Here is a 24785-nt window from a genome sequence, read left to right as displayed (position 1 = left end):
CGCTTCTCAGGCCGCAGGCGGTCCCCACAGCAGCCGGAATCTCTGGCAGTCGCAGGCGAAACGTCATGGTGACACTAGTTTCATGGTCAAATATCCTAAGCGCGAGCTGGTCGGTGGAACACCCGCCACCCCGTGATCACGCTGGCAACCAAACAAATCGCCAGCGAAACCATGAAGGCGATATGCATTCCGGCAATGAAAATTTCGGGATGCGCCGGGAGATACGCGGTGACCTTGTGGCCCGCGTAGTGCCCCATCGCTGAGAACAGGACGGTGGTGGCAACGGAGATTCCCACAATCATGCCCATCTCACGCGCCAAGGCGTTGACGCCACCGGCAACCCCGAGGTCACGCAGCGGGACAGAGCTCATTACAATCGAGTTGTTGGGCGCCATGAAGATTCCATTGCCCAAGCCCACCAGGCCGATAAAGAACATGAAGAGCCACAGCGGCGTTGCTAGGCTAGACAGCATGTAGCCGACCTGACTGATTGAAATCAGAATTAACCCAATGAACGTTAAAACTTCCGGTCCAATTCTATCCGAGATGCTCCCCGCGATTGGTGCGACCACGACCTGCACAATGGGGAACGTCATCAGCGCGTACCCTGCGTAGTTAGCGGGCATGTGCCGGGCATTTTCCAAATAGAACGGTGCAATCACGTTAAAGAAGAAGTTCGCCACAAAGATCAGAAACGCACAGAGGATACTGATAGAAAAGCGTTTATTTTCAAATAAATGCAGGGCCAAGATGGGATGATCAATCCGCAACTCCAAGCGCACGAAGATTATCGTGGCCACTAGGGCAATCGCAAACAGGCCTAGAATGGCCGGTTGCATGAAGCCCACTTCCTGACCGACGAAGATCCCAGCAAATAGGGTCACCATCATCAGGGCAAACAGAGTCGCCCCAAGCTTATCGATGGGTTGTTGGCTGACCATGATGTCCTTAGGTAGGATGCGCTGGCCGATCAGATAGGCCACGATGCCAATGGGCACATTGATCCAGAAAATGTATCCCCAACTCAGGTGGGCCAAAATCAAGCCCCCGACGCCGGGACCCGCAATACTCCCCAGCGCCACGAAGGACCCAATCATTCCCAGTGCCCGGCCGCGTTCGTTAAACGGAAAGACTTCCGTAATAATCCCGCTGTTGGTCGCCATGGTCATGGCCGCACCCACGGCCTGGATGGCCCGCGCAGCCAAGAGCAAGCCCAAGCCCGCACTGAATCCACAGAGTAAGGAACCCACCGTGAACAGGATGGACCCCATTTTAAAGATCCGAATCTTCCCCCGAGTATCCCCTAGCTTGCCAAATAGGAGCAGTAACGCACAGATGACAATTAAATAAATTGAAACGACCCACTCCGCTTGGTTCATCGGAATGGCAATGTCCTTACTGATCACGGGCAACGCAATATTGACGATGCTCCCGTCCAAGGTAGCCATAAACGTAAAGAGACAGACCGCGACTAAGATCCACCAGCGGTGTTTTTGAATCTGCGGATCATCCGCAAAATTTTTAACTTTCATTCTTATTCTCCCTTAATCTAGGCCAACGAGGCGTGCCGCCACCCAGTCGGCTTGGGCCTGAGCCCGTAATTGCTGTAACTGATTAACCTGCAAGCCATCGGCCACGTCGGTCGGAACCATCCGCGGATGATCCGTCAGGTAATCCCGCACGTTCTGTAAATTCTCAAGCTGATAGTGACTGAACTGCCGAAAATCCGCCAGAATGGTGCGCTGATCGGCTTGTGACAGCAAGTGTAAGAAGCTACATTTGATCTGAAATAAGAGCTGTGCCTGCTTGTTAATGGTCACGGGAACCACGACCAACCGGGCGAAATGTTCGCGACCCTGCGCCGTGATACTGGCAACCTTTTTGGGGCGTTTATCGCCATTTTCCACGACCAGCGTGATGTCCTGGGCCCGAGCTAACCGATCTAACAGCGGATACAGCACCCCGTAACTGATGGTCTGCTCCTGCCCCACCATCGTGGCCAGCGACTTGCGCAACTGGTAACCCGACATAGCGTGATCCATCAATTGCCCCAACACAAATAAGTCATACACGTGCGTCAACTCCTTTACCGGTTTCCCATTATAGTATATCGGCCCGATATATGCTAACAAAAAAACCATCTTTTTTCCATTCCGCAATACCGTTGACACAGGCCAATAAAAAATGAGGCCGGGACAAGCGTCCTAGCCTCACCAATGGGTCATTTAGTTAACGAAAATAGTTGGTCTTGTTTAATGGTGGTGTTTGCCCGTCACAATTATGCTTTAATCTCAGCCATCACCCGCTGTGCTTCCGCATTCGGTAATAGCTTGTAATGGACCTCACCCTCGTCTGGCAGGATCGCCATCAGGGTCTGTTCGTCATCGAAGCGGCCAAGGTTGAGCGCCATCTGACCATCAATCTCGGCGAAACCTTTCATCCCCGTTGAAATAAACTTATGAATATATTTAACCCGTTCCTCACGAGCTTGGGCTTGCTTAGCCGCGCCGTTCAGCGTGTAGCCGGCGTCCAGAAAGTACTTCATCATGGAGACCTTGATAAACGTCTTAAACGTATAAACCCGCGCCTGTTGGCCGTCCTCCCGTTCACGCGAGGTGATCAGGCCCTTCTTCTCCCAGTAACGCAATTGCCGTGCGGAAACATCCGTCATCGATGATAACTCCCCGATTCGAAAAACCAAGCGATGAAAATCAAACGCTTCTCGCACCTGTGCCGTAAATTCTGCCATTGCTCAAGCTTCCTCCCCGTGTTAACTTACTTTCCAATTATGTTAGATTTTACCAACTTTCACCCCAATATTGCAACTAAATTGCAGAAAGTAATGTTTTGTTTAAGACATTTAACCCGTTTGCAAACGGCTTGTTACATATTTGTCACATTACATTGGTACGCTAGTAACTGTAATAATTCATGAGGAGTTGTCAGTAGGAATGAAGAAAGTTGTTAAACTATTAGCCGCATTTGCATTAGTTATGGTGGGTGTCTTCGCTATCTCAATGAGCACGACCACGACGGCATCAGCCGATTCAAACAGTAGCTTCAAGTCAGTTTACAAGGTTGCCAAGTCTCACTTAGGTGCCCGTTACGTTTACGGTGCTACTGGTCCTTCTGCATTTGATTGCTCTGGTTTCACGGGCTACATCTACAAGAAGGGTGCTAAGACCACGTTGCCACGGACTGCACAAGCCCAATACAACAAGTACAAGCACGTGAGCTACAAGAACATCCAAAAGGGTGACTTAGTCTTCTTCGGTTACAGTGCCGGTTCTATTTCACACGTTGGGATGTACATTGGTAACGGTAAGATGATCGATGCCCAAAACCGTGGTGTTGTTCGCGAAGCCGTTCATGCCCCATGGTGGCACGCTGTTGGTTACGCTCGTGTAACCACGGCAACTGACGCCGACTAGTTCTAACTGAACCTCATGAATTCAAATGAACGATAATAAAGATGACACGTTACGCGTTGGCAGTTGGCCGACGGTAACGTGTTTTTTTGTAACAAAAAAAATCTGTTAACGCCGTAGCATTAACAGACCTTCTGTCAGCAACTAGTCCACCGTATGGCGCATAGTCCGATGCTGAATTCCCGCCTCTTCAAACGGGTCACCGATCGGTTCAAAGCCTAGCTCCTGGTAGAACGCCATGGCCGTCAGCTGGGCATCCAGTTCTACCCGTGTCACGTCCGACTTCTTGGCGTCCGCGATGATCTGTTTAATCAGCTCACCCGCGTAACCCTGATGCCGGTCCGTCTTTTCGGTGGCTACCCGTTGAATCTTCACCCTGTTGCCCGCCAGCATGTCAATTCGTGCCGTCGTGGCCGGTCGATCGTCGACGTAGCCCACGTAGTGCATCTTATCCTCGTCAGTGCCGTCTAGCTCCAATTGCGGATCAATCCCCTGTTCGGCAATGAACACGTCCTTACGAATCTGTAAGGCGTCCTGGTAGACGGGGTTCAATTTACCCCAAGCCATTCTAATTTCCATCAAACCATCCTCGTCCTAATCTTTTTGGTTGTAGCTCAACACCTGAATGTCATCCGGTGTCAGTAATAATTTCGTTAAACTCCCATTAGCGGGCCGCACACTCAGGTCATACTTGCCCTGACCGTAACGCTCCATCAGACTCAGCAGGGTATTGCCGTGACTGATCATCAGGACCTTGTCACCGTCCTTCAACGCTGGGTTCGTGCGAATCAGGTCAAACCCTTGATCCACCCGCGCCCAGTACTCAGCATTGTTTTCAGCCTGACGGAAAGGATCGGCTTCCTTCAAAAAGTCCTTGGCCTTTCCAATGGAATATTTCTCCTCGATGGCTTTAAATGAAGGCACACCATGGGGCGCACCGGCCACGTACCACGCCTGGGCCATGTCGGTCCCCTCGTAATAACCGTAGAACTCCTCACGGAAGTACGGTGCCGTGGTTAACTTGGGCGCTGGCTGCGACTGATTGGCCGCCAAAATGGTCTCGGCGGTCTGCTGGGCCCGCGTGGTGTCGCTGCAATAAGCCGCCACAAATGGCACGTCCTTCAGCCGTTCACCAGCTGACTGCGCATCGGCGATACCGGCCTCGGTCAGCGGCGAGTTGCTCCAGCCTTGTAATTTATTATAGATGTTAAAATAAGTCTGTCCGTGCCGCACCACATACAACGTGATTTGCTTGTCCATAACGTCTTCACACCTTTCTTTTCCTTCATATAAACCTTTACCCCTGCGTCGTCTTCGGTGGCTAGGGATTCCGTCTGCTGTGGGGACCGCCTGCAGCCCAAGAACGGGCTTCCGGCTTGCCCTGGAACCTCGCCAAAATCACGAGTTTCCCAGGTCGTCCCGTGGTGTTAACTGACAAAAGACGCCAGTTAACACCACCGACACAGCTGACTCCATCCCTAGCCCCCTTCGACTTTGCGACATTTCATGTCTAACCAGATTCGCCCGACAAGTTGGAACACACAGCTTCGATGATGCATCCCACCCCACTAACCAATAAAGTAAAACCAAGTTTCACCTCAATCTTAGCCGCAGGAGGCCAGAAATGGAACCAGCCGTGAGTGTGGCGTTAGTTGGCGTTTCATGCCAAGTTACACCCACTGGACGCATTTGAAGACTCGCGCATTTTGCGTGGCTTCAAATCGAGGCGAAAGACCGCCCTTGGGCTTTCGCTGCTCCCCACAGCAGGTGGAATTTCTGGCAGCCGGAGGCGAACGTTATCCCCAGTCTGATAGTCCCACTCAGACCATTGCCACGACTTTTTGGTCTAACCCTAGTGTACCAAATAACCGCAACGAAGGCGCTTTATTTCCTAAGGGGGACTTAAACTTTTCCTAAACTTGCCGCTAGACCTACTATCGCACCGCGGAATTTGCTAGGATAAGGAAAATGCCATTAGCACGGGTAACCGTTATTGCCCGTTAACTATGGTAGAATAAGACTACTTATTTACAAAATGAAGGAGCGAAATAACTTGGAACGTTTCAAAAGAATCTGGGCCAGAACCGGCACACGGATGGGTTTCGTTACCCTCCTCGTCGTGCTTTTCTGGCTAAAGACATTAGTCGCCTATTTCGTCGACTTCAAATTGGGGCTCAGCGACCCCTTCCAGTTCCTCATCGTCCTCTTGAATCCCATTGCGACGACCGTTCTACTCTTTGGATTAGCCCTGTACCTCAAGCGGGCACGGTTCTTCTATCCATTTATTTTTCTGATCGACATTCTGGATACGCTGCTGCTCTACATAAACGTCATTTACTTCCGGGAATTTACCGACTTCATGACCGTGAGCACCGTGTTGGGCTATTCCAAGGTTGACCAGGGCCTCTCTGGCAGTTCGCTGGCCCTCACCTCGCCGCATGATATTCTCTACTGGCTGGATCTCGTCGTTGTCCTTGTCCTCATGCTCACCCGCCGAATCTACGTTGATCCACGACCGGTGAACAAGCGCGTTGGCCTAGCCGTAACCTCTGCTGCCCTCCTCGCCTTTTCCGTGAACCTGGCGTTGGGCGAAATGGATCGGCCGCAACTACTAACGCGGACCTTCGATCGGACCTACGTTGTGAAATACCTGGGGCTGGACGCCTTCACCGTTTATGATGGCATCAAGTCCGGTCATACCAGCGAGTTACGCTCGCACGCGAAGAAATCCGAACTGAGTGGCATTTTAAAATACGTCCATAAGAATTACGCGGCGCCCGATAAGAAACTCTACGGGGTCGCCAAGAAGAAAAACGTCATCATCATTCATTTGGAAAGTTTCCAGCAATTTCTGATTAACAAGAAGGTCAACGGCCAGGAAGTGACGCCGTTCCTGAACAAGCTCTACAAGAGTAAGTCCACCTATAGCTTTGACAACTTCTTCCATGAGGTTGGTCAAGGGAAGACCTCCGATGCCGAGACCATGCTGGAATCCGGCACCTATGGCCTCTCCCAAGGATCGTTGTTCACCCAATTAGGGAATGACAACACCTTCCAAGCAGCCCCCGCCATCTTCAATCAGGCCGGTTACACCACGGCCGTCTTCCACGGGAACGTGGGGAGCTTCTGGAACCGGAACAACACCTACAAGAACCTGGGTTACCAGTACTTCTTTGATGCCAGCTACTACGACACTTCCGGTGACAAGTCTCTCGGTTACGGCTTGAAGGATAAGCTGTTGTTCAACGATTCCGTCAAATACCTGCAACACCTGCAACAGCCCTTCTACGTGAAGTACCTGACCGTTTCCAATCACTTCCCCTTCTCGTTAGATAGTGAAGACAGTAACTTCAAGACGCCGAATACCGGGGATAAGACCGTCGATAACTACTTTAAGACGGCCAACTACCTCGACCAATCCATCAAAGAGTTCTACCATTACCTCGACAAATCAGGCTTGGCGAAGAACTCCCTGGTCATGATCTACGGGGACCACTACGGGATCTCCAACTCGTCTAACAAGAGCTTGGCGAAGTTGTTGGGGGTCGATCCGGATGACTGGAACGACTACGACAACGCCCAGCTCCAACGGGTGCCATTGATGTTTAACATGCCCGGCTACACCAAGGGGAAAGTTGAACACACCTATGGCGGGGAAATCGACGTGTTACCAACGCTGATGCACCTGATGGGGATGAGTACCAAGAAGTACCTGCAATTTGGGACCGACCTCTTCTCCAGTGAGCACAACCAGGTCGTAGCCTTCCGGAACCGGGACTGGGAAAGCCCGGGTTACACCTCCGTGGATGGCACCATTTACAGCAACAAGACTAAGCAGGAGATTCACCCGACCGGCAAGCTGAAGACCAAGATCGAAGCGATGCAAAAACACGTCAACCAGGGACTCAACTATTCCGATTCACTGAATACGAAGAACCTGTTGCGTTTCTACCATCCTAAGGGCTTCACGGCGGTCGATCCGGCTGACTACAACTATTCCGATGGGCTGCAAAAGGCCGAAAAACTCGAAAAGAAGCTGGGCTTAAAGTCCACGAGCCTCTTCTCACGGAACGGCGACAAGTCCACGCAGGGTCTATACAAGACCGACGCACCGGAACTCAACCACAAAGAAACGGATTCCAACCGGATCAAGATCACCAATCCGGATGACACTAGCGGTAAGTAACGGTTACGCTCAGTCTTAGCCCCCGCCTTACCGTTCGCCAAATTTGGCCCGGAACGCGGTGGGCAGGACGGCCAAAGCCTGTGGAGCGGTCTTTGACCTCGCTTTGAGCCAGAAAAATCACGGTCTCAAAGTCGCCATTTTTCAAGTAGAACACTTGAAAAATCCCACGGCTGGGTCCAAATTTGACTCACTCACGGCTAGACAACGGGTAACCATTGCTGCCATTCCAGCGGGGTTCACCGCAAACTAGTCGTTCACAACCAGCTTAACCGGAGGAGGCCAGAGATGGAGGCAGCCGTGACAACGGTGTTAGCCGATTTTTCGGCTTACAGCGTGGGACGTGTTTGGAGACTGACGATTCTTGGCAGGCTTCAAACCGAGCCGGAGGACCGCTTCTCAGGCCGCAGGCGGTCCCCACAGCGCCGGAATCTCTGGCAGCCGCAGGTGACGGCCTACACCTAATCTAATCTTTCAAAACCACTTTTAGCTGGAACTTGACTGTAAAATAAAGAAGCTATCCGTTCAATCTTGACGATGAACGGATAGCTTCTTTGCTTTTATTTCGGTTGCACTCTAAGGTTTAGGCGTAATGGAGGTGCTGTGAACCGGCCCGCGCCGATCCGGAAAGTACGTGGTCATGATGGCTTGCACCGCAATCGGTGCTTCACCATAGCCAATGGCGATCAATGGTGACTTGCCAGGATAGGTTGCGCCGTCCCCAATAGCATAAATACCGGGAACGCTGGTCGTCATCTGGCGATCAACGGCAATCAGTCGCCGTTCCTCCGCCAGATCAACGTCCCAAGCCGCTAACGCCGAGTGATCCGCCGTAAAGCCATAACTGACGACCAGATCGTCAACCACTTGGTGAGCCATCTCCGCGGTAGATCCCACGGGCTTTAAGGTAACGTCCAGCGCACCATCCGTTGTTGCCTGCAGGTCACGGATCAGGTAAGGTGTCTTGACGTTCACCGTTGAGGCCTCGAGCAAGTCCACCATGTGCGCCAAGCCACGGAACTGGGCTCGACGGTGAAGCAGTGTGACCGACTGGGCCACAGACTCCAACATCAGGGCCTGATCAATGGCGGCGTCCCCGCCCCCGGCAACCATGACGCGCTTACCGCGGAACTTTTCCAGATCACGGACGCTGTAAAAGAGCTGTTGGCCCGTAAAGGCATCTGCTCCCGCCACGTTGAGTTTCCGTGGCGCAAAGGCCCCGTTACCCACGGCCACAATAACGGCTCGCGTCTGGCTGGTTCCCTTGGGCGTCGTCACCAGGAAACCGTCTGCGTTAGCCGTGACATTGGTGACGGCTTCTCCCGTCTTAATCGTCAACGGAAACTGTTTTAACTGTTCAGCCTGACCGGCAATCAGATCACGGCCCTTAATTCCGGGGAAACCCGCGACATCCAGAATCGTTTTTTCCGGATACAGCGCGTTGACCTGCCCACCCAATTCAGTCAGGCTTTCAATCACTTGCGTCTTGGCATTGTGCATCCCGGCGTAAAATGCCGCAAACATGCCGACCGGGCCGCCGCCAACAATTGTAATATCATAGTTTTCTGTCATTCGTTTTAGCTCCATTTCTTCGTCTGAACACCCACTGGGAGATGATCGCCATGAAACACCTGCGGGGACTCACCATTCTATTCACTAGCCTGCTCACCTTGGGCGGTCTCGCCTGGGGCTGGCACGCGCGGCAAGCGACCTTAGCCGACTTACGCGTGCCCCAGACACGCACGGCAACGCTGTTTTTACCCGGCAATAGTGGCGGCTGGCTTTCCATGCGCGACATGGTACTCAGCCTTGATCGGCCGCACCTCGCCCACTTTAGCCTAACCGCGCACGTCTCCTTCAACGGTCACGTGCGGTGGCAGCAGCACCGCCCGTTGGCCACCAACCTGCTCGTTCCCGTCCTCTTTAAAGATAACACCCATTCACGCCGGGAAGCCACCCAATTGGTCACTGTACTACAGCAACTGCATCGCCGTTACGGGATCACCCACGTTAACTTCGTCGGGCATTCTTCCGGCGGTACCATTGCCTACGACTACCTCAACCAGCAGCGACAAGCGCCGGTGACCATTAACCGTTTGGTCTGCATCGGGGCCGACTTTCCCGACCGCCGACCGCTTAAAAATCACTACCCACAGCTGCACATTCTCAACCTAGCGGGTAACATTGGTCGGACGGGCAACGACAGCGAGGTGCCCGTCGACACGGCCACCCCACTACGGCGACTGGTCGCCGGTCACGTCAGCAGCTATCGCTTTGAGGAGCTACGGGGACCCGTCTGGGACATGCAGCACTCGTTACTCCACGAGAATCCCACCATCGACCGCAAAATCATTCGGTTTCTTTATCCGCCAAGCTGACTGTTTTTCAAGATCCGCTGACCCTGCAAGGTACGCACCTCGCGTAATCCGGCATTGATCAGAACAAAGATGGCCAGCCAGCCAATGGCGATCAGCGCCCACTGCTGGAGATAGAGAATATCCAACACGTCAAACGGCGCGTTCCAGTCCCAGCCCGAGTGTAGTAGGATGGCTAACAGGTAGAACCGGAGAAATTTCGGCGCCACCATATTCCCCCCAGTGACCGGTTCATGCCGATCTTTGGCCAGGATAATCGCTGCCCCCATGATGGCCGACCAGATGGTATGCGTTCCAATAGCCTGCCAGCTCCGCATCAGCAAGGTCACCAGACCATATTGCCCGGTGTAGCCAGCCGTTTCAAAGACCGCGAATCCGGCACCAATGGCCGCCCCGATTAGCAGACCGTTGAAAATATAGTTCAAGTGGAAACGATTGACAAAGAAGGCAATCACTAACATCTTAGCGGTCTCTTCAATGAACCCCACGATTAAAGCCGATTCCCACGAAACGCCGTTGCCAGATGGAATCAATGAATATAGAATCATGGTCGCGACCAGGGATAGAATCCCGCCAACCAGAAAAACCGCCATGAGCTGGTAAACGGAAATGTTACGGAACACGTTAATTTCAAAAAACATAATCATTAATGAAAACGGCACGGTTAACGAGCCAATGAAGATCATGCCGGGCACGGCATTGTTGCTGCGAAAACCCAAGAATAACAAGGCTAATAGGACAAAACTGGCCCCGAGCACCGCAAATACTCGGGAAAACAGCCACGGTTTCACTGGCGCCGACGAGACGGCTTCCAGGGAGGGCGTGGTTTCTTTGGTGCCGACGATAAATAACGTTTCGGCGTCATCTAAATCATGATGTTTAAAGACCTCGGAAAACATTGAAAACAAGTGGATTTCAACCACTTTATTTTCCCCCGTCCACTCGTTCATTTCCTTTGTGGCATCATCTAGCAAATGATTGTGGTACTCAAAATGCCGTTTAACCGGCTTTACTGACTCTTTATTGCCCATTACTTAATCCCCCTTGACTGGTCCAAGCCATGGCTTAAACCTGCTTCCTAGTTTACCGTGAATGGCGGTAGGCTTCAACTTGACCACAAGACCGCTTGCTAAATGTAAACCGTTACATTATAGTTGTAGTAGGCGCTCAGCCAATTAAATATAGATCAAAGGGGAGACAATAATATCATGGCAAAACGTAAAATGATTTTAGACTTAGATACTGGTATCGATGATTCCTTAGCAATTGCTTACGCATTAGGTGCCCCAGATGTGGACTTAATTGGGATCATTGGTTCCTACGGGAATGTTGTCGTTGAGGCTGGTGGCCAAAACTCTTTGAAGATTTTGGAACTCCTCGGTCACACCGACATTCCAGTTTACCTAGGTGAAAGTCATTCCTCAACCAGTGATCACTTTGATCGGATGCAAGTTAGTGCCGACATCCACGGTGAAAACGGGATTGGCCAAGTTGAATTACCTGCTCCTAAGCGGGCTATCGAAAAGGAATCCGGTGTGGACTTCTTAATCGATGCCGTTCACAAATACGGCAAGGACTTGACGCTGGTTCCAACTGGCCCAATGACCAACTTGGCTGCTGCCATCAAGAAGGCGCCAGAAATTGCCACTGAAATTGGCAACATGACCTTCATGGGTGGTGCCTTGACTGTTCCTGGTAACGTGACGGCCTACGCCGAAGCTAACATCAACCAAGATGCCGAAGCCGCAAACGCTGTGCTGACGAGTCCAATGCATTCAACGATGGTTGGTCTGGACGTTACCTTGCGGACCCTCTTAACCAAGAAGGAAACCCAACAATGGCGTGACTTAGGCACCGAAGCCGGTGAAAAGTTTGCCGACATCGTTGACTACTACATCCAAGCTTACGTGGACGTTAACGACAACTTAGGTGGCTGTGCTTTGCATGACCCACTTGCCGTTGGGGTTGCTTTGGACCCTAGCTTCGTGACGACGATTGACCTGAACATGGTCGTTAACTACAACAAGGAAACTTACGGCCGGACAATCGGTGATGATAACCGGTTGAACGAACCTACTAACGTTAAGGTTTCCGTTGCCGTCGACAAGGATCGTTACTTGAAGACCTTTATGGAATACTTGACTGCTTTGTTCAAGAAGAACTAAAGCTAAATTATTGCTTGAAACTCCCCCTATCCGCTGTGACAGGGGGAGTTTTTTTAGCTAGTGAAGGTTGACCAGGCAGCATAGGCAATACCTACCGCCTTACCGTTCCCCAAATTTGGACTGGAACGCGGTGGGAAGGACGGGGCAAGCCAAAGAACGGTCTTGCCCCTCGCTTGAAGCCGGAGGACACGTCTTCAAGTCGCCATTTTCAAGAAGATCGCTTGAAAATCCCACGGCTGAGTCCAAATTTGACTCACTCTCGGCTACACTGCAGTTGTCCAATAACGATAGTTGAAGACTGACAAGCCATATATTCAATCAAGCTTGATCGGTATTCAAAAGCCAACTTGTCAAAGATGGCGCTAGCGGTGTCGAGGGTGTTAGCCGATTCTCGATTTACAGCATAGAATACGCTTAGAGATCGGTCAATCTTCAGTCTACCGTTCCTACCATCCGAGCTCTGATCATGTTTTCCGTTATTTCAACTTTCGGCCAAAGACAAAAACGCGCGGTAAGCCTCAATCTGGGGTTTACCGCGCGTTATGCTTTATTTCACTTTGTAATTAAAGTTGTCCGTCATCGTTTTGACACCAGCATTGGCGTATTGATTGGCAAACTTCTTTTGTTGCTCAGGCGTTAAGGATTCGAAGGCCTTCATGTACTGCTTGTACAGAACGGGCCGCACGTACTTCTTAGCGTACGCTGCAGCAGGACTCGTCTTGGTCCGAGTGTAAGTGTACGTCTTCCCGGTCGTTGCCAGCCGCCGGTTAGCCTTACTGCCGGCAATCTTAACCGCGAAGGTGTTGCTGGACTTCTTGGTCATCTTAAACGTGTACGTCTTCTTCGTCAAAGACGTGGTGGTCTTATTATTGACCGTCTTAAACTGGATGAGTTTGTACTTGGTCGTCAACGTTCGTTTGTCTTTGCTCAGCGTCCGTGCAGTTGGGACACCGTACTTCACGTTAGGTGTCGCGCCAAAATCACCAAAAATCAACATGGTTCCCGTCTTGCCACCAGACTTATAGGTCTTAAAGTAGAAAGCCGTCTTAGACTTGGCGTTCTTGTAATACCGCTTTAAATCAGTGTTGTTGATCGTTGGTTTCTTGGCAGCACTGGCAGATACACTAGGCGCTACAACGCCACCTAAGGTTCCCAATGCCACAACCATTAGCCCTAGCTTAACTAATAAACGTTTCATGACCATAATCCTCCTTAAGATTCATTCAGTATATCATTTATACTGCCATTGTTTCACTGAAATTGCAAAGAATCGCTCCCGTTAAGCTAAGATCTCTGCAAAACGTTCCTTCAAGTAAGCGGCCACGCCGGCTTCATTGTTAGTCGTTGGCGTCTGGTGATCCGCAGCTGCCTTGATCTCTGGTTGTCCATTTAACATGGCCACACCATCACCAGCCGCTTTAATCATGCCCAGATCATTTTCGGCATCCCCAAAGGCCATCAGGTTGCTAAAGTCCCAGCCGAAATGCGTGAGGAGTTGGCCCAAACCAACGGCCTTATCCATATCGGCAGCCAAGAACTCTAAAATCTTAGGCTGTGAACGAACAACGTGATACAAATCGCGCAATTCTGGCGTAAGCTTGGCAACCACCTGATCCAAGGTAGCGGCATCCGTTGCCATAACTGCCTTACTAAAGAGGTGTTCCGGCAGATCCGCAAACTTCGTGGGAATGAAGTCCATGGGTGCTTTTAGCATGTGTTGATAGACCGATGGTGTCAGATCAGACACCGGATAAACCTGGTCAAAATCAAGGATATCTAAAGGATAACCGTTTTCATTCGCAAAAGCGTGTAGGGGTTGGAAATCATGCTTACTTAAACCACTTTGGGCCAAAGCTTCCTTCGTGGCGTTTTGAATCACTAACGCGCCGTTAAAGGTAATCGTGTAGTCTTCACTGGTCGTTAACCCTAACTGTTCCAGGTAGCCCCAAATCGCATTGATTGGGCGGCCGGTGCACAGTACCACTTTGATGCCAGCTTCATGCAGCTTACGTAGCGTTGCCGCATTTTCTTCGCTGATGGTCTTATCGGTATTCAGTAACGTCTCGTCTAGGTCGAGTGCAATCATTTTTATCATTCGTTTTCGTCCTCCATATAACCTCTAGTTTACACGTTACTGGTCATGAAGTGAACCGTAACTAAGCCAAAAGGTCTTGGCGAATCAAAGCAACAATCTGCTGGTTTTCTGGCAAATCCGCATGATTGGCATTGGCACCGGTCACGGTCATTTGCGTAAAGCTCTTAACCTGGCCCTGAAAAATCAGCTTTCCGCGGTTGACGCTATCAAAGGGCACAATTCCGTCACCCGAATATCCCTCGCTCCCGGCAATCGAATAGACGGTGAGGGCCTTGGGCAACCGTTTTCGCCCATTACTGAGTTGCTTAAACAGCGGGGTGTCTACACTTTGATCCTGTTCTTCCAGATTAAACGGTGACGCAATGGTCATCAAGCGATCCGCATGGGCCTGGGTTTTAACCAAATCATTCTCTAAGAAGAGCGTTAAGACCAGGCCGCCATTCGAATGTCCCATCGCGGAGAAGTGATTAAAATGATAGGTTTGCTGTAACGCCCTAAATGCCGTCGTAAACCACTTGGCCTGCTTTTGAATCGTTTCATAACCATCGTGATGATTCTCAAAGCCCACGACCACGATGGGCTGTCTATCATTAGCGCGGATACTTCCAGAATATTTCAGCGCACCATCAGTCATGACCTCCACCCGCAACAAACTATGCTGATGGGGGGTCTCTCGATTTAGCTCCCCCACCAGATCGTTGAAGCGATTCTGCGTGGCGCTTGACCCGGGTACCAAGAAGACGGGCGCCATTTGACTACGATAAGCCGCCTGCACGTGGGCCCGTTGCTGTGACCGCCAGAGGAAGCCCGGCACACACAGCAACAAAAGCATCAGCATGATGACACCGAAACTACGAAATTGTCGGTTCATGAGTCACCGCCTCCTCCGCAATCCCCGCCCACTTGACGAACGGGTAATAGATCGCCGTACTTAAGAGCAATTCAACCACCGATAGCCCCAACGCAGCAAGGCTGCCGCCCGTTCCCAAATACGCCTGCAAGATGCCGGGCGTCCCATTTGCCAACGGATAAGCAGCGGCAGGCACCCAATGTAAAACCAAGCACGCCCAGCTCAGGGTGATACAGAGCAATGGTGCCAAGATAAAGGGTAAGAATAGAATGGGACTAAAGATAACGGGTAACCCCATTAACAGTGGCGCGTTAAAATTCCCCAGTGTGGGAATCAAACAATACCAGCCTACACGGCGTTGGCGGGCATGATGTTGAACCAAAAAAATGGCCAGTAGCAACGCTAGCACCATCCCCGGTCCACCACTCGTGGCATACACGTCAACCACCGTGTGCAGTGTCACGGGATGGGGCACGTGCCAACCGCTACGATCTAAGACCGCCGCCAAATTCTGCGCCGCTTCAATGGATTGCCCCCCAACACTGGCAATGGGGCCCAAGATACCGAACCACTGGCACGTCCCCGTCAGCAGGCCAAACCCCAACAACGTTCCCAAGGTATGCGGCAGCTGAAACGGCCATTGCGAGAGCGTCAACAACGCGGCATTCAGGCTCACCGTTTGCGTACTGACCCACAGAAAGCCCAAACCGTTCAGCACGATTAGCCACAGACCAATGCCGCCCACGGTCTGTTCAAGACGTTTGTGATCGGGATCCTGATGGTCAATCAACCACCGGTAGCCGTTTCCCACCAAAAGGCCCACCAGAACACCGACTAGGATCCCAGAAAGGCCCAGATTATTCGATAACCACTGAACCGAATGGTTTCCTAAGACCGACTGGCGGTTAACGTTTAGCGATTTGAGTGCAATAATCGCGATAATTCCCGCCATCAATCGATCAACAATCAATGGTGTGGCTGGTGCCACGAGATAAAAGCTCACCGCAAAGGTAACCAGAATCGCCGTTAGGCCTAGCGTCCCCGCACTTAGAAGTCCCAGGTACTGGCGTAGTAATTTGAGCTGAAACGCCCATTTTGCCACGTGTAGCGTTTGATAGTAGTAACCACTCCGTTGTAGCCACGTCTGATTGATAAAATCCGCTAGTGTCCCCACTAGAATCACGGGAAAGATGAGACGCAACGCATGGTAAATCGCCGTGATTTGCCGGTTGCGTCGAAATTGAATTTCAAACCCAATGAGGTGCCGACCAAAACTACTGGTTTGTTCAGCCATCGCTACCATCCCCTCAATACCGTTGATTTTACGGCAAAGGAAAGGGTTGATGATATTCAAGCTACTCAGTTAGTGTGGCAGTCACCTAAACTAACCATTGATCGATCTGATCCATGACGGCCCCCTGCTGATTGGTCTTAGCCAACCGCTGAACCGGTCCCGTCATAATGGCGGGGTCGGCATTGGCTACGGCAAAGCCCTGACCGACCATTTCCAGCATGGCGTGATCATTACCCGAATCCCCAAACGCCGCCATCTTGTCGGGAGATACGCCCCAGATCTGGCCTAGCGCTAAGAGGGCTGCCGCCTTGCTGACCAACGGTAGCGTCACGTTCATGCCGCCTAAACCGCTACTGGTCCCCACCAGCCGATTGCGAAAGTGATGATTAAAGGCGGCCACCTGAGCGGCGACATCCGTTTTTAACCACGTGACATCAATTTTTAAGATATCAGCCGTCACCTCACCAAGTTCTGAAACCGACGTCAGACTGGGATAAAAGACTTGGGATTCACGAAAACGGCGACTCGTCGCTGCCAGTTCCGTGTAAGCACGGTCGCGACCGCACACAATTATAAAACAGCCCTGCATCACGGCTGCCGTCTTCAACCACGTCACAGCCGCCCGCCAATCCGGCGCTGGCATGCCTTGTGACTGCAATGGTTCGCCCTGGCCCGTCACCGTGAGTGCCCCATCTTCCACAATGTACGTCAGCGACTGCCGGTCCGCCAAGGGCGCAAATAAGCCCTGCACATGATCTAGTGGATCACCGGTGGTCACCACAAACTGGATCTCACGGCGGGCCAACGCCGCCAACTGTGCCTCAAACCGGGCAACGTCATACCGTCCCGTGTCGTCTAAAAAAGTGCCATCTAAGTCCGTTGCAATAACCTTTGGCCGCATATTTTGCCACCCTCTCTTAAAAATAACTTACCCCCAGCATACCTGACGTCATTCCCGAGTACAACGCATTTCACCTACAAATAAAATCATAAAACAAACGCCGGTCTATCAAGGATACCGATAACGTAAACGGATTGAATCACCGGTCATTTGGGCAACGATTGATTCACTATAACGACTATTCATCAAATCTGTCATGCCTGTTCTAACAACAGTGGGCCTAAAACTAGGCAGCCTAGTTTTAGGTCCATCGCCTTGCCGGTCAACAGATATGGACTGGAACGGTGCAGGCGACTTTGGAGACAGGTGTTCTTCGTGGCGCCAAAGCGAGCGAGAAGACCGATGCTTTTCCGGTCTGAAGCGTCCCCACAGTAGGCGGAATCCCTGGCAGCCGGAGTGCGCCCAATTTAGTGGCGCAAATGATGGCCATTACTGGGACTAGCTAGGCATTTCATCTTTCACTCTTTTTCCGTCAGGTTTATTCCAAATAAAAATCGCGCTGGCCTCAACCAACGCGACTCGTTTGTTTATTTAAGCATTCATTCCTAAGCTGTAAGCGTAGTTCATCAATGACCGCGTTTCCGTAAATTCATTTTCATCGTGGAGGACCACCGTGATTACCCGGTGCTTCCCCGCCTTCTGGCCAGTTCCCACGAAGCAGTAACCGGCTAGTGGGGTGTACCCCGTCTTCAAGCCATCAACGTTGAGGCTGGCTTGATAGTATTTCCGACCGGCTAACATGTTGTTGTAGTTGTAGCACAGCTGCCCGTTAACCGTCTTAGAGCCCACGGAACCATCCGTTAAGACACGGGGGTAATCCTGGATCAAGTGGCGGGCAATCAAGGCCACATCCTTGGCGGAAACCAGGTTGGCATTAGCCTTCCCGTAGTTGTAGCCAAACGCCTTCAAATCGCTATTTTCCAAACCGGAAGCGGAGACAAAACTGGCCTTATCCAGGTTCCAACTCTTTGCCTGAGCGTTCATCTGTTGAATGAATTTTGCATTACTACCGGCAACCCATTGGCCCAGCGCAATTGCGGCGTTGTTCGATGAGTCCAACAGAGCCGCATCGTAGAGTTCCTTGACGGTGTACTTGTGATTGCTGTAGAACTTAAAGCCTCCACAGCTGGCACTGTTGCCCATGGCAATCAAGCCCTTGTCACTGGTCTTCACAATATCCGTCCACTTGCCAGAGCCATTGTTGACCTTATCCAAGACCAGGTACAGCGTCATCAGCTTAGACACGGAGGCAATGGGCCGCGCCGTATTGGCACTCTTCGACCAGACGGCCTTACCGGTGGTGTAATCCAAAGCCACCGCATTCTTCGCGTACTTCAGACCAAATGGCGCCTTGCCCTTGGTCAGGTAGCCGTGCCAGATCCAGCCCTTGACGGAACCCGCTTTATTCGACACGTACAGGTAGATACCCTTTGAATTGTTGTGCTTCAGCGTGGCTTGCTGCGTCACGTACCAAGTCGTGTTGGGATAGCCCTTCATCGTGGCAATCCGCTTGTTGTGGGCCTTGTTGTAAATGGCCCCCGACGTGCTCTTCTTGTGATAAGCCGTCTTGGCAACGTTCTTAGTCGAGACCGTCGTGTAAGTGGCCGCGTTAGCCGTCACCTGAACATTGACGGCGGCGCCCAGAGTCACTGTAAACAACAGTGCTAACAGGAACCCCTTAACCTTTGAAATCTTCATCAGTATGTATTCCCCTTTTCTAAACCTTTACAAACTCTCAACCATCAGCCTATCATGCAAAAGGTTGTGACGACAAGGGATGACGCGAGTTTGTAACCGACTTGTTGAAGACGTAATTTTATCGTAATCCATCACTTGTCGACTTAACTACTCAATCGATTTATCGTTAGGGGGCGCAGTGATTAAGCCGAAACAACAGCTGGCGATATTCTGGCCCACTAAAAAATGGTTAACCGGGGCGTGATGCCTAAGTTAACCATTTCTTTTCTCTGACTAAATTGGCGTTTAATCAAGAATCACCGTTGCCTAGTCATTCATACTGCGCAGGCTGTAGGCGTGATTCATGAGCGATCTCGTTTCCGTAAACTCGTCCTCATCATGCAGCACAACCGTGATCACCCGGTGCTTGCCAGACTTTTGACCCGTCCCGACGAAGCAGTAACCGGCCAATGGGGTATATCCCGTCTTTAAGCCGTCAACCCGCAGTGAGGCCCGGTAATACTTGCGCCCCTTCAAGAGATTGTTGTAGTTGTGACAGGTCTGACCGTTCACCTTCATCGAACCAATCTTGCCGTCCTTCAGAACCCGTGGATAGCTGATAATCAGGTGCCGGGCGATTAAGGCCACGTCCTTAGCCGAGACCTTGTTGGCATTAGCGTGTCCGTAAGCATAGCCATACAACCGCAAGTCGCTATTTTCCAGGCCAGAGGCCGAGACGAAATGAGCATTTCCCATCTTCCAGGCCTTCGCCTGAGCATTCATCTTCCGAATAAACTTACCGTTACTGCCACCAACCCACTGGCCTAACGCAATGGCCGCGTTGTTGGAGGAATCCAGGAAGGCCGCATAATACAGTTGGCGGACCGTGTACTTGTGATTCAGCTTGAAATGAAAGCCACCGTACGCAGCGCTCCGACTCATTGAGACTAATCCTCGACTGGTAATCTTAATCTTATGATTCCAGTTGCTGGACTTGCCATCGATCTTCTTCAACGTTAGGTAGAGCGTCATTAATTTAGAAACGGAGGCAATGGGCCGCGCCGTATTCGCGTGCTTGCCCCAAACCACCTTTCCCGTTTTGGCATCCATGGCAACGGCAGCTTTAGCCTTGCGTAAGGCAAAGGGGGCTTTCCCCTTCTTCAGGTAATTATGCCAGATCCAGCCCTTAACGTTGCCCTTGCCATTCTTGACGTACAGGTAGACGCCCTTGGTCTTCCCGTGCTTTAACGTGGCCCGCTTGGTTGCATACCACGTGGTGTTGGGATGGGCAGTAAGGTTACTGACCTTACGCGTGTGGGTCTTGTTGAAAATGGCCCCTTTGCGACTCTTCTTGTGATAAGCCGTTTTTTTAATTGATTTCGTGCTAACCGTTTTGTAACCCGTTGCCGCATGAATCGGTACGACTGGGCTCACGACACCGCCAAATGTTATGGCGACGGCAAAGGCGATTAAGCCGCGTTTCATTGCTACTTTATGCATGATTTGAATCCTTTCTATAACACAATAATTAAGACAACCAACTATTAGAATAGCACTCTTTCAAAACAGCCGGAAGTATTTCCGCCATGAAACACGTCCGATGTAACGCATTTGTAAAAATCATTGTACGGCTAAACTGCTTATAGACTAGAAACGATTTTTCTGGGCAGTGGTTGCATTTCCCCGATAAACTCGTTAAGCTAAGAATAATCAAATACGACTGGGGTGCCATCGCGGCTGAGATCAAACCCATTGAACCTGCTCTGGTTAATACCAGCGAAGGGAACGCGTAATCAATAGCTATCAATGACCCCACTAAGAACGATTAGTGGGGATTTTTTTAGCATTGGTGGCCCCTCAGCGTCTAAATTTTATAGGAGGCGACTGTTTATGAAACGTTGGCATATTAGAGATATTATTTTGGTCACGATCATTGCAATTTTTATGGGGGTTATCTTCTGGGCGATTGGACCCGTTTATACGATTTTGGCGGCAGCTTTAGCACCCGCTGGTCTACAACCCTTAGCAAATGAACTGTTATTAGGCATCTGGGTCATGGCCGGGCCCCTCGCTGGTTTCGTTATCCGCATCCCCGGCGCCGCAACTCTGGGCGAACTTCTAGGTGCCGTTGTTGAAATGTTTCTCGGCGGGATCTGGGGGGCCAGCACCCTCATCTCTGGTACCCTTCAGGGATTTGGGTCCGAACTGGGCTTCATCCTTACCGGCTACAAACGGTATGGTTGGTTCACCTTGGTTCTGAGTGCCCTCACCACCACGATTGTTACCTTCATCTGGGACCTCTTCCGGAGTGGTTACGCCGCTTATCACCTGCCATTTTTACTGTTGTTATTCTGTGTCCGCTTCTTATCCGTCTTCATCTTTGGTGGCGTTTTGACCAAGCTCATCAACAACCTGTTGGTTCGCGCTCACGTCTTGAAGGACTAGTGCGTCTCACCAACTAAACCGTCACATCCGTTTTTTTAATGTAGTATTGGGGGAATTTATTTGGCAACCGTCACGATACAATCACTCACTTACACCTATCCGAAGCAGTCCCGTCCCGTGCTGGACCACCTGTCCGGTACTTTTCCCACGGGTAAATTTTCTCTGCTGACCGGTGTATCCGGTGGCGGAAAATCAACGCTGCTCAAATTAATTGCCGGCCTGTTGCCTAACCCTGACGACACCACCGTCACCTTTGATGGTCAACCGCTCAACGCGATTACACCAACCGACCGTGCCAAAACGGTCGTGATGCTCTTTCAGGAACCCAGCACGCAGTTCACCATGGATACCGTGGAAAACGAACTGCGTTTTGCCCTAGAGAATCAGCAGGTTCCGGCCGGTGAAATTGCCGACCGTAGCGACGCGGCCTTAGCCTTCATCGGGATCACCGACCTCAAGTTTCGCAAGCTGATGCAACTCTCCGGCGGCGAACAGCAGAAGGTCGCCCTGGCCATCATCGTCGCGATGAATAGCGATGTCATTTTGCTCGACGAACCCTTTGCCAGCATCGATCCACCAACCCGGCTGGTTTTGCTGGAAAAGCTCGTGGCGTTATGTAATGAACGGGGCAAAACCATTGTCCTGGCCGATCACGATCTGAGTGGCTATCAGCAGTGGGTCGATCACCTCGCCGTCTTGGCGGATGGTCACCTCACCCTGCTGTCAGTGGATGAGACCCGGGCCCGTTTTGCGGCCTTCACGCCCCAGCGCCTGCAGTTGACCCACGTTCAGCTTCCCAGTGACCAGTTGACCGTGTGCTTACAGGGAACGGCATTGGGCTTGGCACACAGCAACCGGCAGTTAATCGCACCACAGTCTCTCAGCTTTTACGCGCACAAAACGACCCTGATCACCGGCCCCAACGGCAGTGGTAAGTCCACGCTCTTCAGGGCACTGGTTCGACTGGGACATTACCAAGGACACATCGCCTACCGAGATACTGATATCAAGAAGATTCGAAAACGACGCTATGCCCGCCAAGTTGGCTTGATGTTTCAGGCCGCGGCCGCTCAGTTTCTGAATGTCACCGTGGCGGAGGAATTGGCGCTGTCCCAAAAGTATGGGAACAGCACCTACTTCACACCGGAGCGGGTTCATGCGCTGTTAGACCAACTCAATCTGGCCGGTCGCGATGAGCAAGTGCTTTATTCGCTCAGCAGCGGTCAACAAAAGAAGATTCAACTCCTCTGCATGCTGATTATGGCACCGGAAGTCTTACTATTGGATGAACCCCTAAAGGGCCTCGACTACGCCTCAATTCAGGCCGTCATGGCCATCTTAAAAACGGTTCAGCACGATCTGGACCTCACCTTGATCTTGATCAGCCATCAACTCAGCGGTCTGGACGCGCTAGTCGACCTCCACTTGCAGCTGGAAGATCACCAGTTAACCTATCAGGAGGTGCGCGCATGAATCCGTCACTCAAACTAACCTTGCTCATCCTGATTGCCCTTGAAGTCTCCTTCATTCAAGTCTGGAGCGTCAACGTTGCGTTAATTGTGGTGAGCCTCTTACTCATGCTGTTCAACCACGTCTCATGGCGGCGCCTACTCTGGCTAACCCTGGTGCCGCTCTTCTTCGCCAGTGCCCTGGTCTGGTCACTGATGCTTCGGGGAGACGCATCCACGCACTTTTTGATCGTCATTTTCACCCGGATGTTCGTCTACGTTTACATGGGGGGCTGGTTCACGTTAACCACGAAGCCCTTGTGGTTGACCCGTTCTCTGGAACAGAATGCCAAGCTCCCCAGCAAGTTTGCCTATGGCTTCCTGGCGGCCTTTAACCTGATGCCCAAGATTCAAGCAGAGGTGGCCACCGTCCGGGCTGCGGCCTTAATGCGTGGAGAAGTTCTCCACGTCTGGTCGCCCCGCCTGTACTTTAAAGTCATTCTGGCCGCGATGAACTGGTCCGACCAACTGGCCGCAGCCATGACTTCCCACGGCTTTGTCGAGGGCGCCCCCCGGACACATGCTCTAACGGTGCCGCTACTCGCCCGCGACTGGTGGATCTTCGGCATCAGTCTGCTGCTGGTTCAGGTGGGCCTCTTCGTGGGTTTGCCTTAACGCCACGTTACTTATAGAATTTTCTCAAAGGAGTTTTGTTATGTTTACCGACCAAGCCCACGCGGCGACCTTAGCTTCATGGACGGCTTCCAAACACCATCCTTTTATCACGCAACTCTGTGCGGGTACCCTGCCTCGCGAAACCTTCCGTTACTACCTGATTCAGGACCACTATTATCTACAGGAATTTGGCAAATTACATGACCTGGCAGCCGTTCAAAGTCACGACCCCCAGGTGGCCCAACAGCTTCACGCGGGGGCCGAACACCTTCGTCAAGGAGAAATTGCCGTTCGCCAAACCTTCTTTGAGCGGTTAAACATTACGCCCGAAGAAGTCGCCGCTACCCCCGTTGCGCCAACCGGTTACGCCTACACGAGTCACCTGTACCGGGCACTGGCCACGGCCGGTACGGCGGGCGCCGTGGCTGGTCTTCTCCCCTGCTACTGGCTCTATGCCGAGATTGGTCAGGAGCTGGCCCAGGCTGGTTCACCCGTCCCAATTTACCAGGATTGGCTCAACACCTACGATGCCGACGATTACACGGGCATGATGGCCGATCAGTTGGCTTTGGCCAACCAGGTGGCCACACCGGCTAACCAGGCAGAACTGCTGGAAATCTTCAAGAAGAGTAGCTGGTATGAGCTGAACTTTTGGCAAATGGCCCTCGATCACGAAACGTGGGCTATCCTCGCATCCACAAAGCCGTCAGATTTTTCAGTCGAAAAATAATGCGGTATAATTAAGGCACCGTACGAGAGAAAGTAGGTGTCGTCAATGAAAAAATTACGGCAATTAACGTTCTTACAGTCTTTTGGGGTTCTCGCCTTGCTCTTGGGTCTGCTGATTGAAATTTACGCCCTCTTTAACGGTCTAGGCACCCGGTTATCCGGCGACGATATGTTTGGCGGCGCCATGGTTCTCGCTTTAGCCACCGCCTTCATTCACAGCAAAAATCTCCCCGTTAATCTGGGATTGATCGCTCTCAGCACCCTGGGATTCGCCTATTTCACGTTCATTCACACGCAGGCATGGCTCTGGACCATCATCTTGGCCGTTCTCGTGGCCGCCTTCATGGTCTACTTCTTCGGCTTACGCGGGGAAGTTCGGCACAACCAGAGTGAATGGTTCCACTTCTAAATCATCATTAACTAACCTTAGCCCGTCCGCCAACCGTGGACGGGCTATTCTTGTCGTTCAGTTCAAAACCAAGATGTTACCCGTTGAAAAGTGCTAGTGTGGTCCTCACCA

At 51.6% G+C, this 24785-nt stretch carries 23 protein-coding genes and 1 riboswitch; of the genes, 9 read left to right on the top strand and 14 right to left on the bottom strand.

Translation table 11 applies throughout. From position 1 onward, the window contains the following. Nucleotides 1-95 precede the first annotated feature (95 nt). The 3 genes from FD28_RS11815 to FD28_RS11805 all read right to left on the bottom strand — a co-directional run bounded on the left by FD28_RS11815 (nt 96) and on the right by FD28_RS11805 (nt 2749). Nucleotides 96-1532 (bottom strand): MFS transporter, encoded by a 1437-nt coding sequence (locus tag FD28_RS11815; RefSeq protein ID WP_057735243.1) that lies wholly within the window; start codon nt 1530-1532, stop codon nt 96-98. Nucleotides 1533-1544: 12 nt separating this feature from the next. After that, complete coding sequence (locus FD28_RS11810; protein WP_057735242.1) at nt 1545-2072, bottom strand: PadR family transcriptional regulator; 528 nt, start codon at nt 2070-2072, stop codon at nt 1545-1547. A gap of 206 nt (nt 2073-2278) precedes the next feature. After that, complete coding sequence (locus FD28_RS11805; protein ID WP_057735241.1) at nt 2279-2749, bottom strand: MerR family transcriptional regulator; 471 nt, start codon at nt 2747-2749, stop codon at nt 2279-2281. A 202-nt stretch (nt 2750-2951) separates the two neighbouring features. Between FD28_RS11805 and FD28_RS11800 the strand changes: the two genes are divergently transcribed. Beyond that, nucleotides 2952-3431 carry an NlpC/P60 family protein gene (locus tag FD28_RS11800; RefSeq protein WP_157059896.1) on the top strand — a complete coding sequence of 160 codons (480 nt, stop codon included), beginning with the start codon at nt 2952-2954 and terminating at the stop codon, nt 3429-3431. A 141-nt stretch (nt 3432-3572) separates the two neighbouring features. On the opposite strand, the gene FD28_RS11795 is transcribed toward FD28_RS11800, so the two are convergent. Together FD28_RS11795 and FD28_RS11790 are read right to left on the bottom strand one after the other, a co-directional pair. Further along, complete coding sequence (locus tag FD28_RS11795; RefSeq protein ID WP_057735240.1) at nt 3573-4007, bottom strand: GNAT family N-acetyltransferase; 435 nt, start codon at nt 4005-4007, stop codon at nt 3573-3575. Between the two features lie 15 nt (nt 4008-4022). Next, on the bottom strand, nt 4023-4688 hold the full coding sequence (locus FD28_RS11790) for a histidine phosphatase family protein (RefSeq protein ID WP_057735239.1): 666 nt from the start codon (nt 4686-4688) through the stop codon (nt 4023-4025). Nucleotides 4689-5463: 775 nt separating this feature from the next. Here FD28_RS11790 and FD28_RS11785 point away from each other — a divergent pair. Further along, entirely contained in the window at nt 5464-7614 is a 2151-nt protein-coding gene (locus FD28_RS11785; protein WP_057735238.1) for an LTA synthase family protein, read from the top strand. A gap of 573 nt (nt 7615-8187) precedes the next feature. Here FD28_RS11785 and FD28_RS11780 read toward each other — a convergent pair. Then, a complete protein-coding gene (locus tag FD28_RS11780) occupies nt 8188-9183 on the bottom strand; it encodes an NAD(P)/FAD-dependent oxidoreductase (RefSeq protein ID WP_057735237.1) in 996 nt (331 codons plus the stop codon). Between the two features lie 50 nt (nt 9184-9233). Between FD28_RS11780 and FD28_RS11775 the strand changes: the two genes are divergently transcribed. After that, on the top strand, nt 9234-9989 hold the full coding sequence (locus FD28_RS11775; RefSeq protein ID WP_057735236.1) for an alpha/beta hydrolase: 756 nt from the start codon (nt 9234-9236) through the stop codon (nt 9987-9989). Here the strand turns inward: FD28_RS11775 and FD28_RS11770 are convergent. Further along, nucleotides 9974-11017 carry a PrsW family intramembrane metalloprotease gene (locus FD28_RS11770; RefSeq protein WP_057735235.1) on the bottom strand — a complete coding sequence of 348 codons (1044 nt, stop codon included), beginning with the start codon at nt 11015-11017 and terminating at the stop codon, nt 9974-9976. The genes FD28_RS11775 and FD28_RS11770 overlap by 16 nt on opposite strands. A gap of 177 nt (nt 11018-11194) precedes the next feature. Between FD28_RS11770 and FD28_RS11765 the strand changes: the two genes are divergently transcribed. Beyond that, on the top strand, nt 11195-12151 hold the full coding sequence (locus FD28_RS11765; protein WP_057735234.1) for a nucleoside hydrolase: 957 nt from the start codon (nt 11195-11197) through the stop codon (nt 12149-12151). Between the two features lie 547 nt (nt 12152-12698). On the opposite strand, the gene FD28_RS11760 is transcribed toward FD28_RS11765, so the two are convergent. The 7 genes from FD28_RS11760 to FD28_RS11730 all read right to left on the bottom strand — a co-directional run bounded on the left by FD28_RS11760 (nt 12699) and on the right by FD28_RS11730 (nt 20468). Further along, nucleotides 12699-13349, bottom strand: a complete 651-nt coding sequence (locus FD28_RS11760; protein WP_057735233.1) for a hypothetical protein — start codon at nt 13347-13349, stop codon at nt 12699-12701. A gap of 81 nt (nt 13350-13430) precedes the next feature. Then, complete coding sequence (locus tag FD28_RS11755) at nt 13431-14246, bottom strand: Cof-type HAD-IIB family hydrolase (protein WP_057735232.1); 816 nt, start codon at nt 14244-14246, stop codon at nt 13431-13433. Nucleotides 14247-14307: 61 nt separating this feature from the next. Then, nucleotides 14308-15117, bottom strand: a complete 810-nt coding sequence (locus FD28_RS11750) for an alpha/beta hydrolase (protein WP_057735231.1) — start codon at nt 15115-15117, stop codon at nt 14308-14310. After that, nucleotides 15098-16390, bottom strand: coding sequence for a PTS transporter subunit EIIC (locus FD28_RS11745; protein ID WP_057735230.1), 1293 nt, complete (start codon nt 16388-16390; stop codon nt 15098-15100). Before FD28_RS11745 ends, FD28_RS11750 begins: the two co-directional genes overlap by 20 nt. Before the next feature lie 85 nt (nt 16391-16475). Beyond that, nucleotides 16476-17291 carry an HAD-IIB family hydrolase gene (locus FD28_RS11740; protein ID WP_057735229.1) on the bottom strand — a complete coding sequence of 272 codons (816 nt, stop codon included), beginning with the start codon at nt 17289-17291 and terminating at the stop codon, nt 16476-16478. A gap of 531 nt (nt 17292-17822) precedes the next feature. Continuing rightward, the gene (locus tag FD28_RS11735; RefSeq protein WP_057735228.1) at nt 17823-18989 is read right to left on the bottom strand and encodes a serine hydrolase; all 1167 of its coding nucleotides are present in this window, start codon (nt 18987-18989) and stop codon (nt 17823-17825) included. A gap of 306 nt (nt 18990-19295) precedes the next feature. Then, nucleotides 19296-20468: a D-alanyl-D-alanine carboxypeptidase family protein gene (locus FD28_RS11730; protein ID WP_057735227.1), complete on the bottom strand. Its 1173-nt coding sequence runs from the start codon at nt 20466-20468 to the stop codon at nt 19296-19298. Between the two features lie 211 nt (nt 20469-20679). After that, a riboswitch (TPP riboswitch) is annotated at nt 20680-20771 on the top strand. 87 nt (nt 20772-20858) lie between these two features. On the opposite strand from FD28_RS11730, the gene FD28_RS11725 reads away from it, so the two are divergent. From FD28_RS11725 to FD28_RS11705, 5 genes are read left to right on the top strand one after another with little or no spacing between them, the layout of a single operon-like run. After that, the gene (locus tag FD28_RS11725) at nt 20859-21413 is read left to right on the top strand and encodes an ECF transporter S component (RefSeq protein WP_057735226.1); all 555 of its coding nucleotides are present in this window, start codon (nt 20859-20861) and stop codon (nt 21411-21413) included. Between the two features lie 60 nt (nt 21414-21473). Next, on the top strand, nt 21474-22886 hold the full coding sequence (locus tag FD28_RS11720; protein WP_057735225.1) for an ABC transporter ATP-binding protein: 1413 nt from the start codon (nt 21474-21476) through the stop codon (nt 22884-22886). After that, nucleotides 22883-23536, top strand: a complete 654-nt coding sequence (locus FD28_RS11715; protein ID WP_057735224.1) for an energy-coupling factor transporter transmembrane component T family protein — start codon at nt 22883-22885, stop codon at nt 23534-23536. The genes FD28_RS11720 and FD28_RS11715 overlap by 4 nt, the downstream gene beginning before the upstream one ends. 40 nt (nt 23537-23576) lie before the next feature. Further along, on the top strand, nt 23577-24266 hold the full coding sequence (gene tenA / locus FD28_RS11710) for a thiaminase II (protein WP_057735223.1): 690 nt from the start codon (nt 23577-23579) through the stop codon (nt 24264-24266). A gap of 45 nt (nt 24267-24311) precedes the next feature. Next, the gene (locus FD28_RS11705; RefSeq protein WP_057735222.1) at nt 24312-24674 is read left to right on the top strand and encodes a hypothetical protein; all 363 of its coding nucleotides are present in this window, start codon (nt 24312-24314) and stop codon (nt 24672-24674) included. Nucleotides 24675-24785: the final 111 nt, after the last annotated feature.

Origin of the sequence: Levilactobacillus hammesii DSM 16381 (assembly GCF_001434395.1) — a bacterium.
In the GTDB taxonomy this organism is placed as follows: Bacteria; Bacillota; Bacilli; order Lactobacillales; family Lactobacillaceae; genus Levilactobacillus; species Levilactobacillus hammesii.
The sequence above is the reverse complement of the archived record's forward strand: the minus strand, read 5'-3'. Positions and strand labels throughout refer to the sequence as shown.

Coding starts and splice junctions, on each gene's coding strand:
- FD28_RS11815 (WP_057735243.1), bottom strand. CDS start 1,532: ATGAAAGTTAAAAATTTTGCGGATGATCCGCAGATTCAAAAACACCGC.
- FD28_RS11805 (WP_057735241.1), bottom strand. CDS start 2,749: ATGGCAGAATTTACGGCACAGGTGCGAGAAGCGTTTGATTTTCATCGC.
- FD28_RS11800 (WP_157059896.1), top strand. CDS start 2,952: ATGAAGAAAGTTGTTAAACTATTAGCCGCATTTGCATTAGTTATGGTG.
- FD28_RS11795 (WP_057735240.1), bottom strand. CDS start 4,007: ATGGAAATTAGAATGGCTTGGGGTAAATTGAACCCCGTCTACCAGGAC.
- FD28_RS11790 (WP_057735239.1), bottom strand. CDS start 4,688: ATGGACAAGCAAATCACGTTGTATGTGGTGCGGCACGGACAGACTTAT.
- FD28_RS11785 (WP_057735238.1), top strand. CDS start 5,464: ATGAAGGAGCGAAATAACTTGGAACGTTTCAAAAGAATCTGGGCCAGA.
- FD28_RS11780 (WP_057735237.1), bottom strand. CDS start 9,183: ATGACAGAAAACTATGATATTACAATTGTTGGCGGCGGCCCGGTCGGC.
- FD28_RS11775 (WP_057735236.1), top strand. CDS start 9,234: ATGAAACACCTGCGGGGACTCACCATTCTATTCACTAGCCTGCTCACC.
- FD28_RS11770 (WP_057735235.1), bottom strand. CDS start 11,017: ATGGGCAATAAAGAGTCAGTAAAGCCGGTTAAACGGCATTTTGAGTAC.
- FD28_RS11765 (WP_057735234.1), top strand. CDS start 11,195: ATGGCAAAACGTAAAATGATTTTAGACTTAGATACTGGTATCGATGAT.
- FD28_RS11760 (WP_057735233.1), bottom strand. CDS start 13,349: ATGAAACGTTTATTAGTTAAGCTAGGGCTAATGGTTGTGGCATTGGGA.
- FD28_RS11755 (WP_057735232.1), bottom strand. CDS start 14,246: ATGATAAAAATGATTGCACTCGACCTAGACGAGACGTTACTGAATACC.
- FD28_RS11750 (WP_057735231.1), bottom strand. CDS start 15,117: ATGAACCGACAATTTCGTAGTTTCGGTGTCATCATGCTGATGCTTTTG.
- FD28_RS11745 (WP_057735230.1), bottom strand. CDS start 16,390: ATGGCTGAACAAACCAGTAGTTTTGGTCGGCACCTCATTGGGTTTGAA.
- FD28_RS11740 (WP_057735229.1), bottom strand. CDS start 17,291: ATGCGGCCAAAGGTTATTGCAACGGACTTAGATGGCACTTTTTTAGAC.
- FD28_RS11735 (WP_057735228.1), bottom strand. CDS start 18,989: ATGAAGATTTCAAAGGTTAAGGGGTTCCTGTTAGCACTGTTGTTTACA.
- FD28_RS11730 (WP_057735227.1), bottom strand. CDS start 20,468: ATGCATAAAGTAGCAATGAAACGCGGCTTAATCGCCTTTGCCGTCGCC.
- FD28_RS11725 (WP_057735226.1), top strand. CDS start 20,859: ATGAAACGTTGGCATATTAGAGATATTATTTTGGTCACGATCATTGCA.
- FD28_RS11715 (WP_057735224.1), top strand. CDS start 22,883: ATGAATCCGTCACTCAAACTAACCTTGCTCATCCTGATTGCCCTTGAA.
- tenA (WP_057735223.1), top strand. CDS start 23,577: ATGTTTACCGACCAAGCCCACGCGGCGACCTTAGCTTCATGGACGGCT.
- FD28_RS11705 (WP_057735222.1), top strand. CDS start 24,312: ATGAAAAAATTACGGCAATTAACGTTCTTACAGTCTTTTGGGGTTCTC.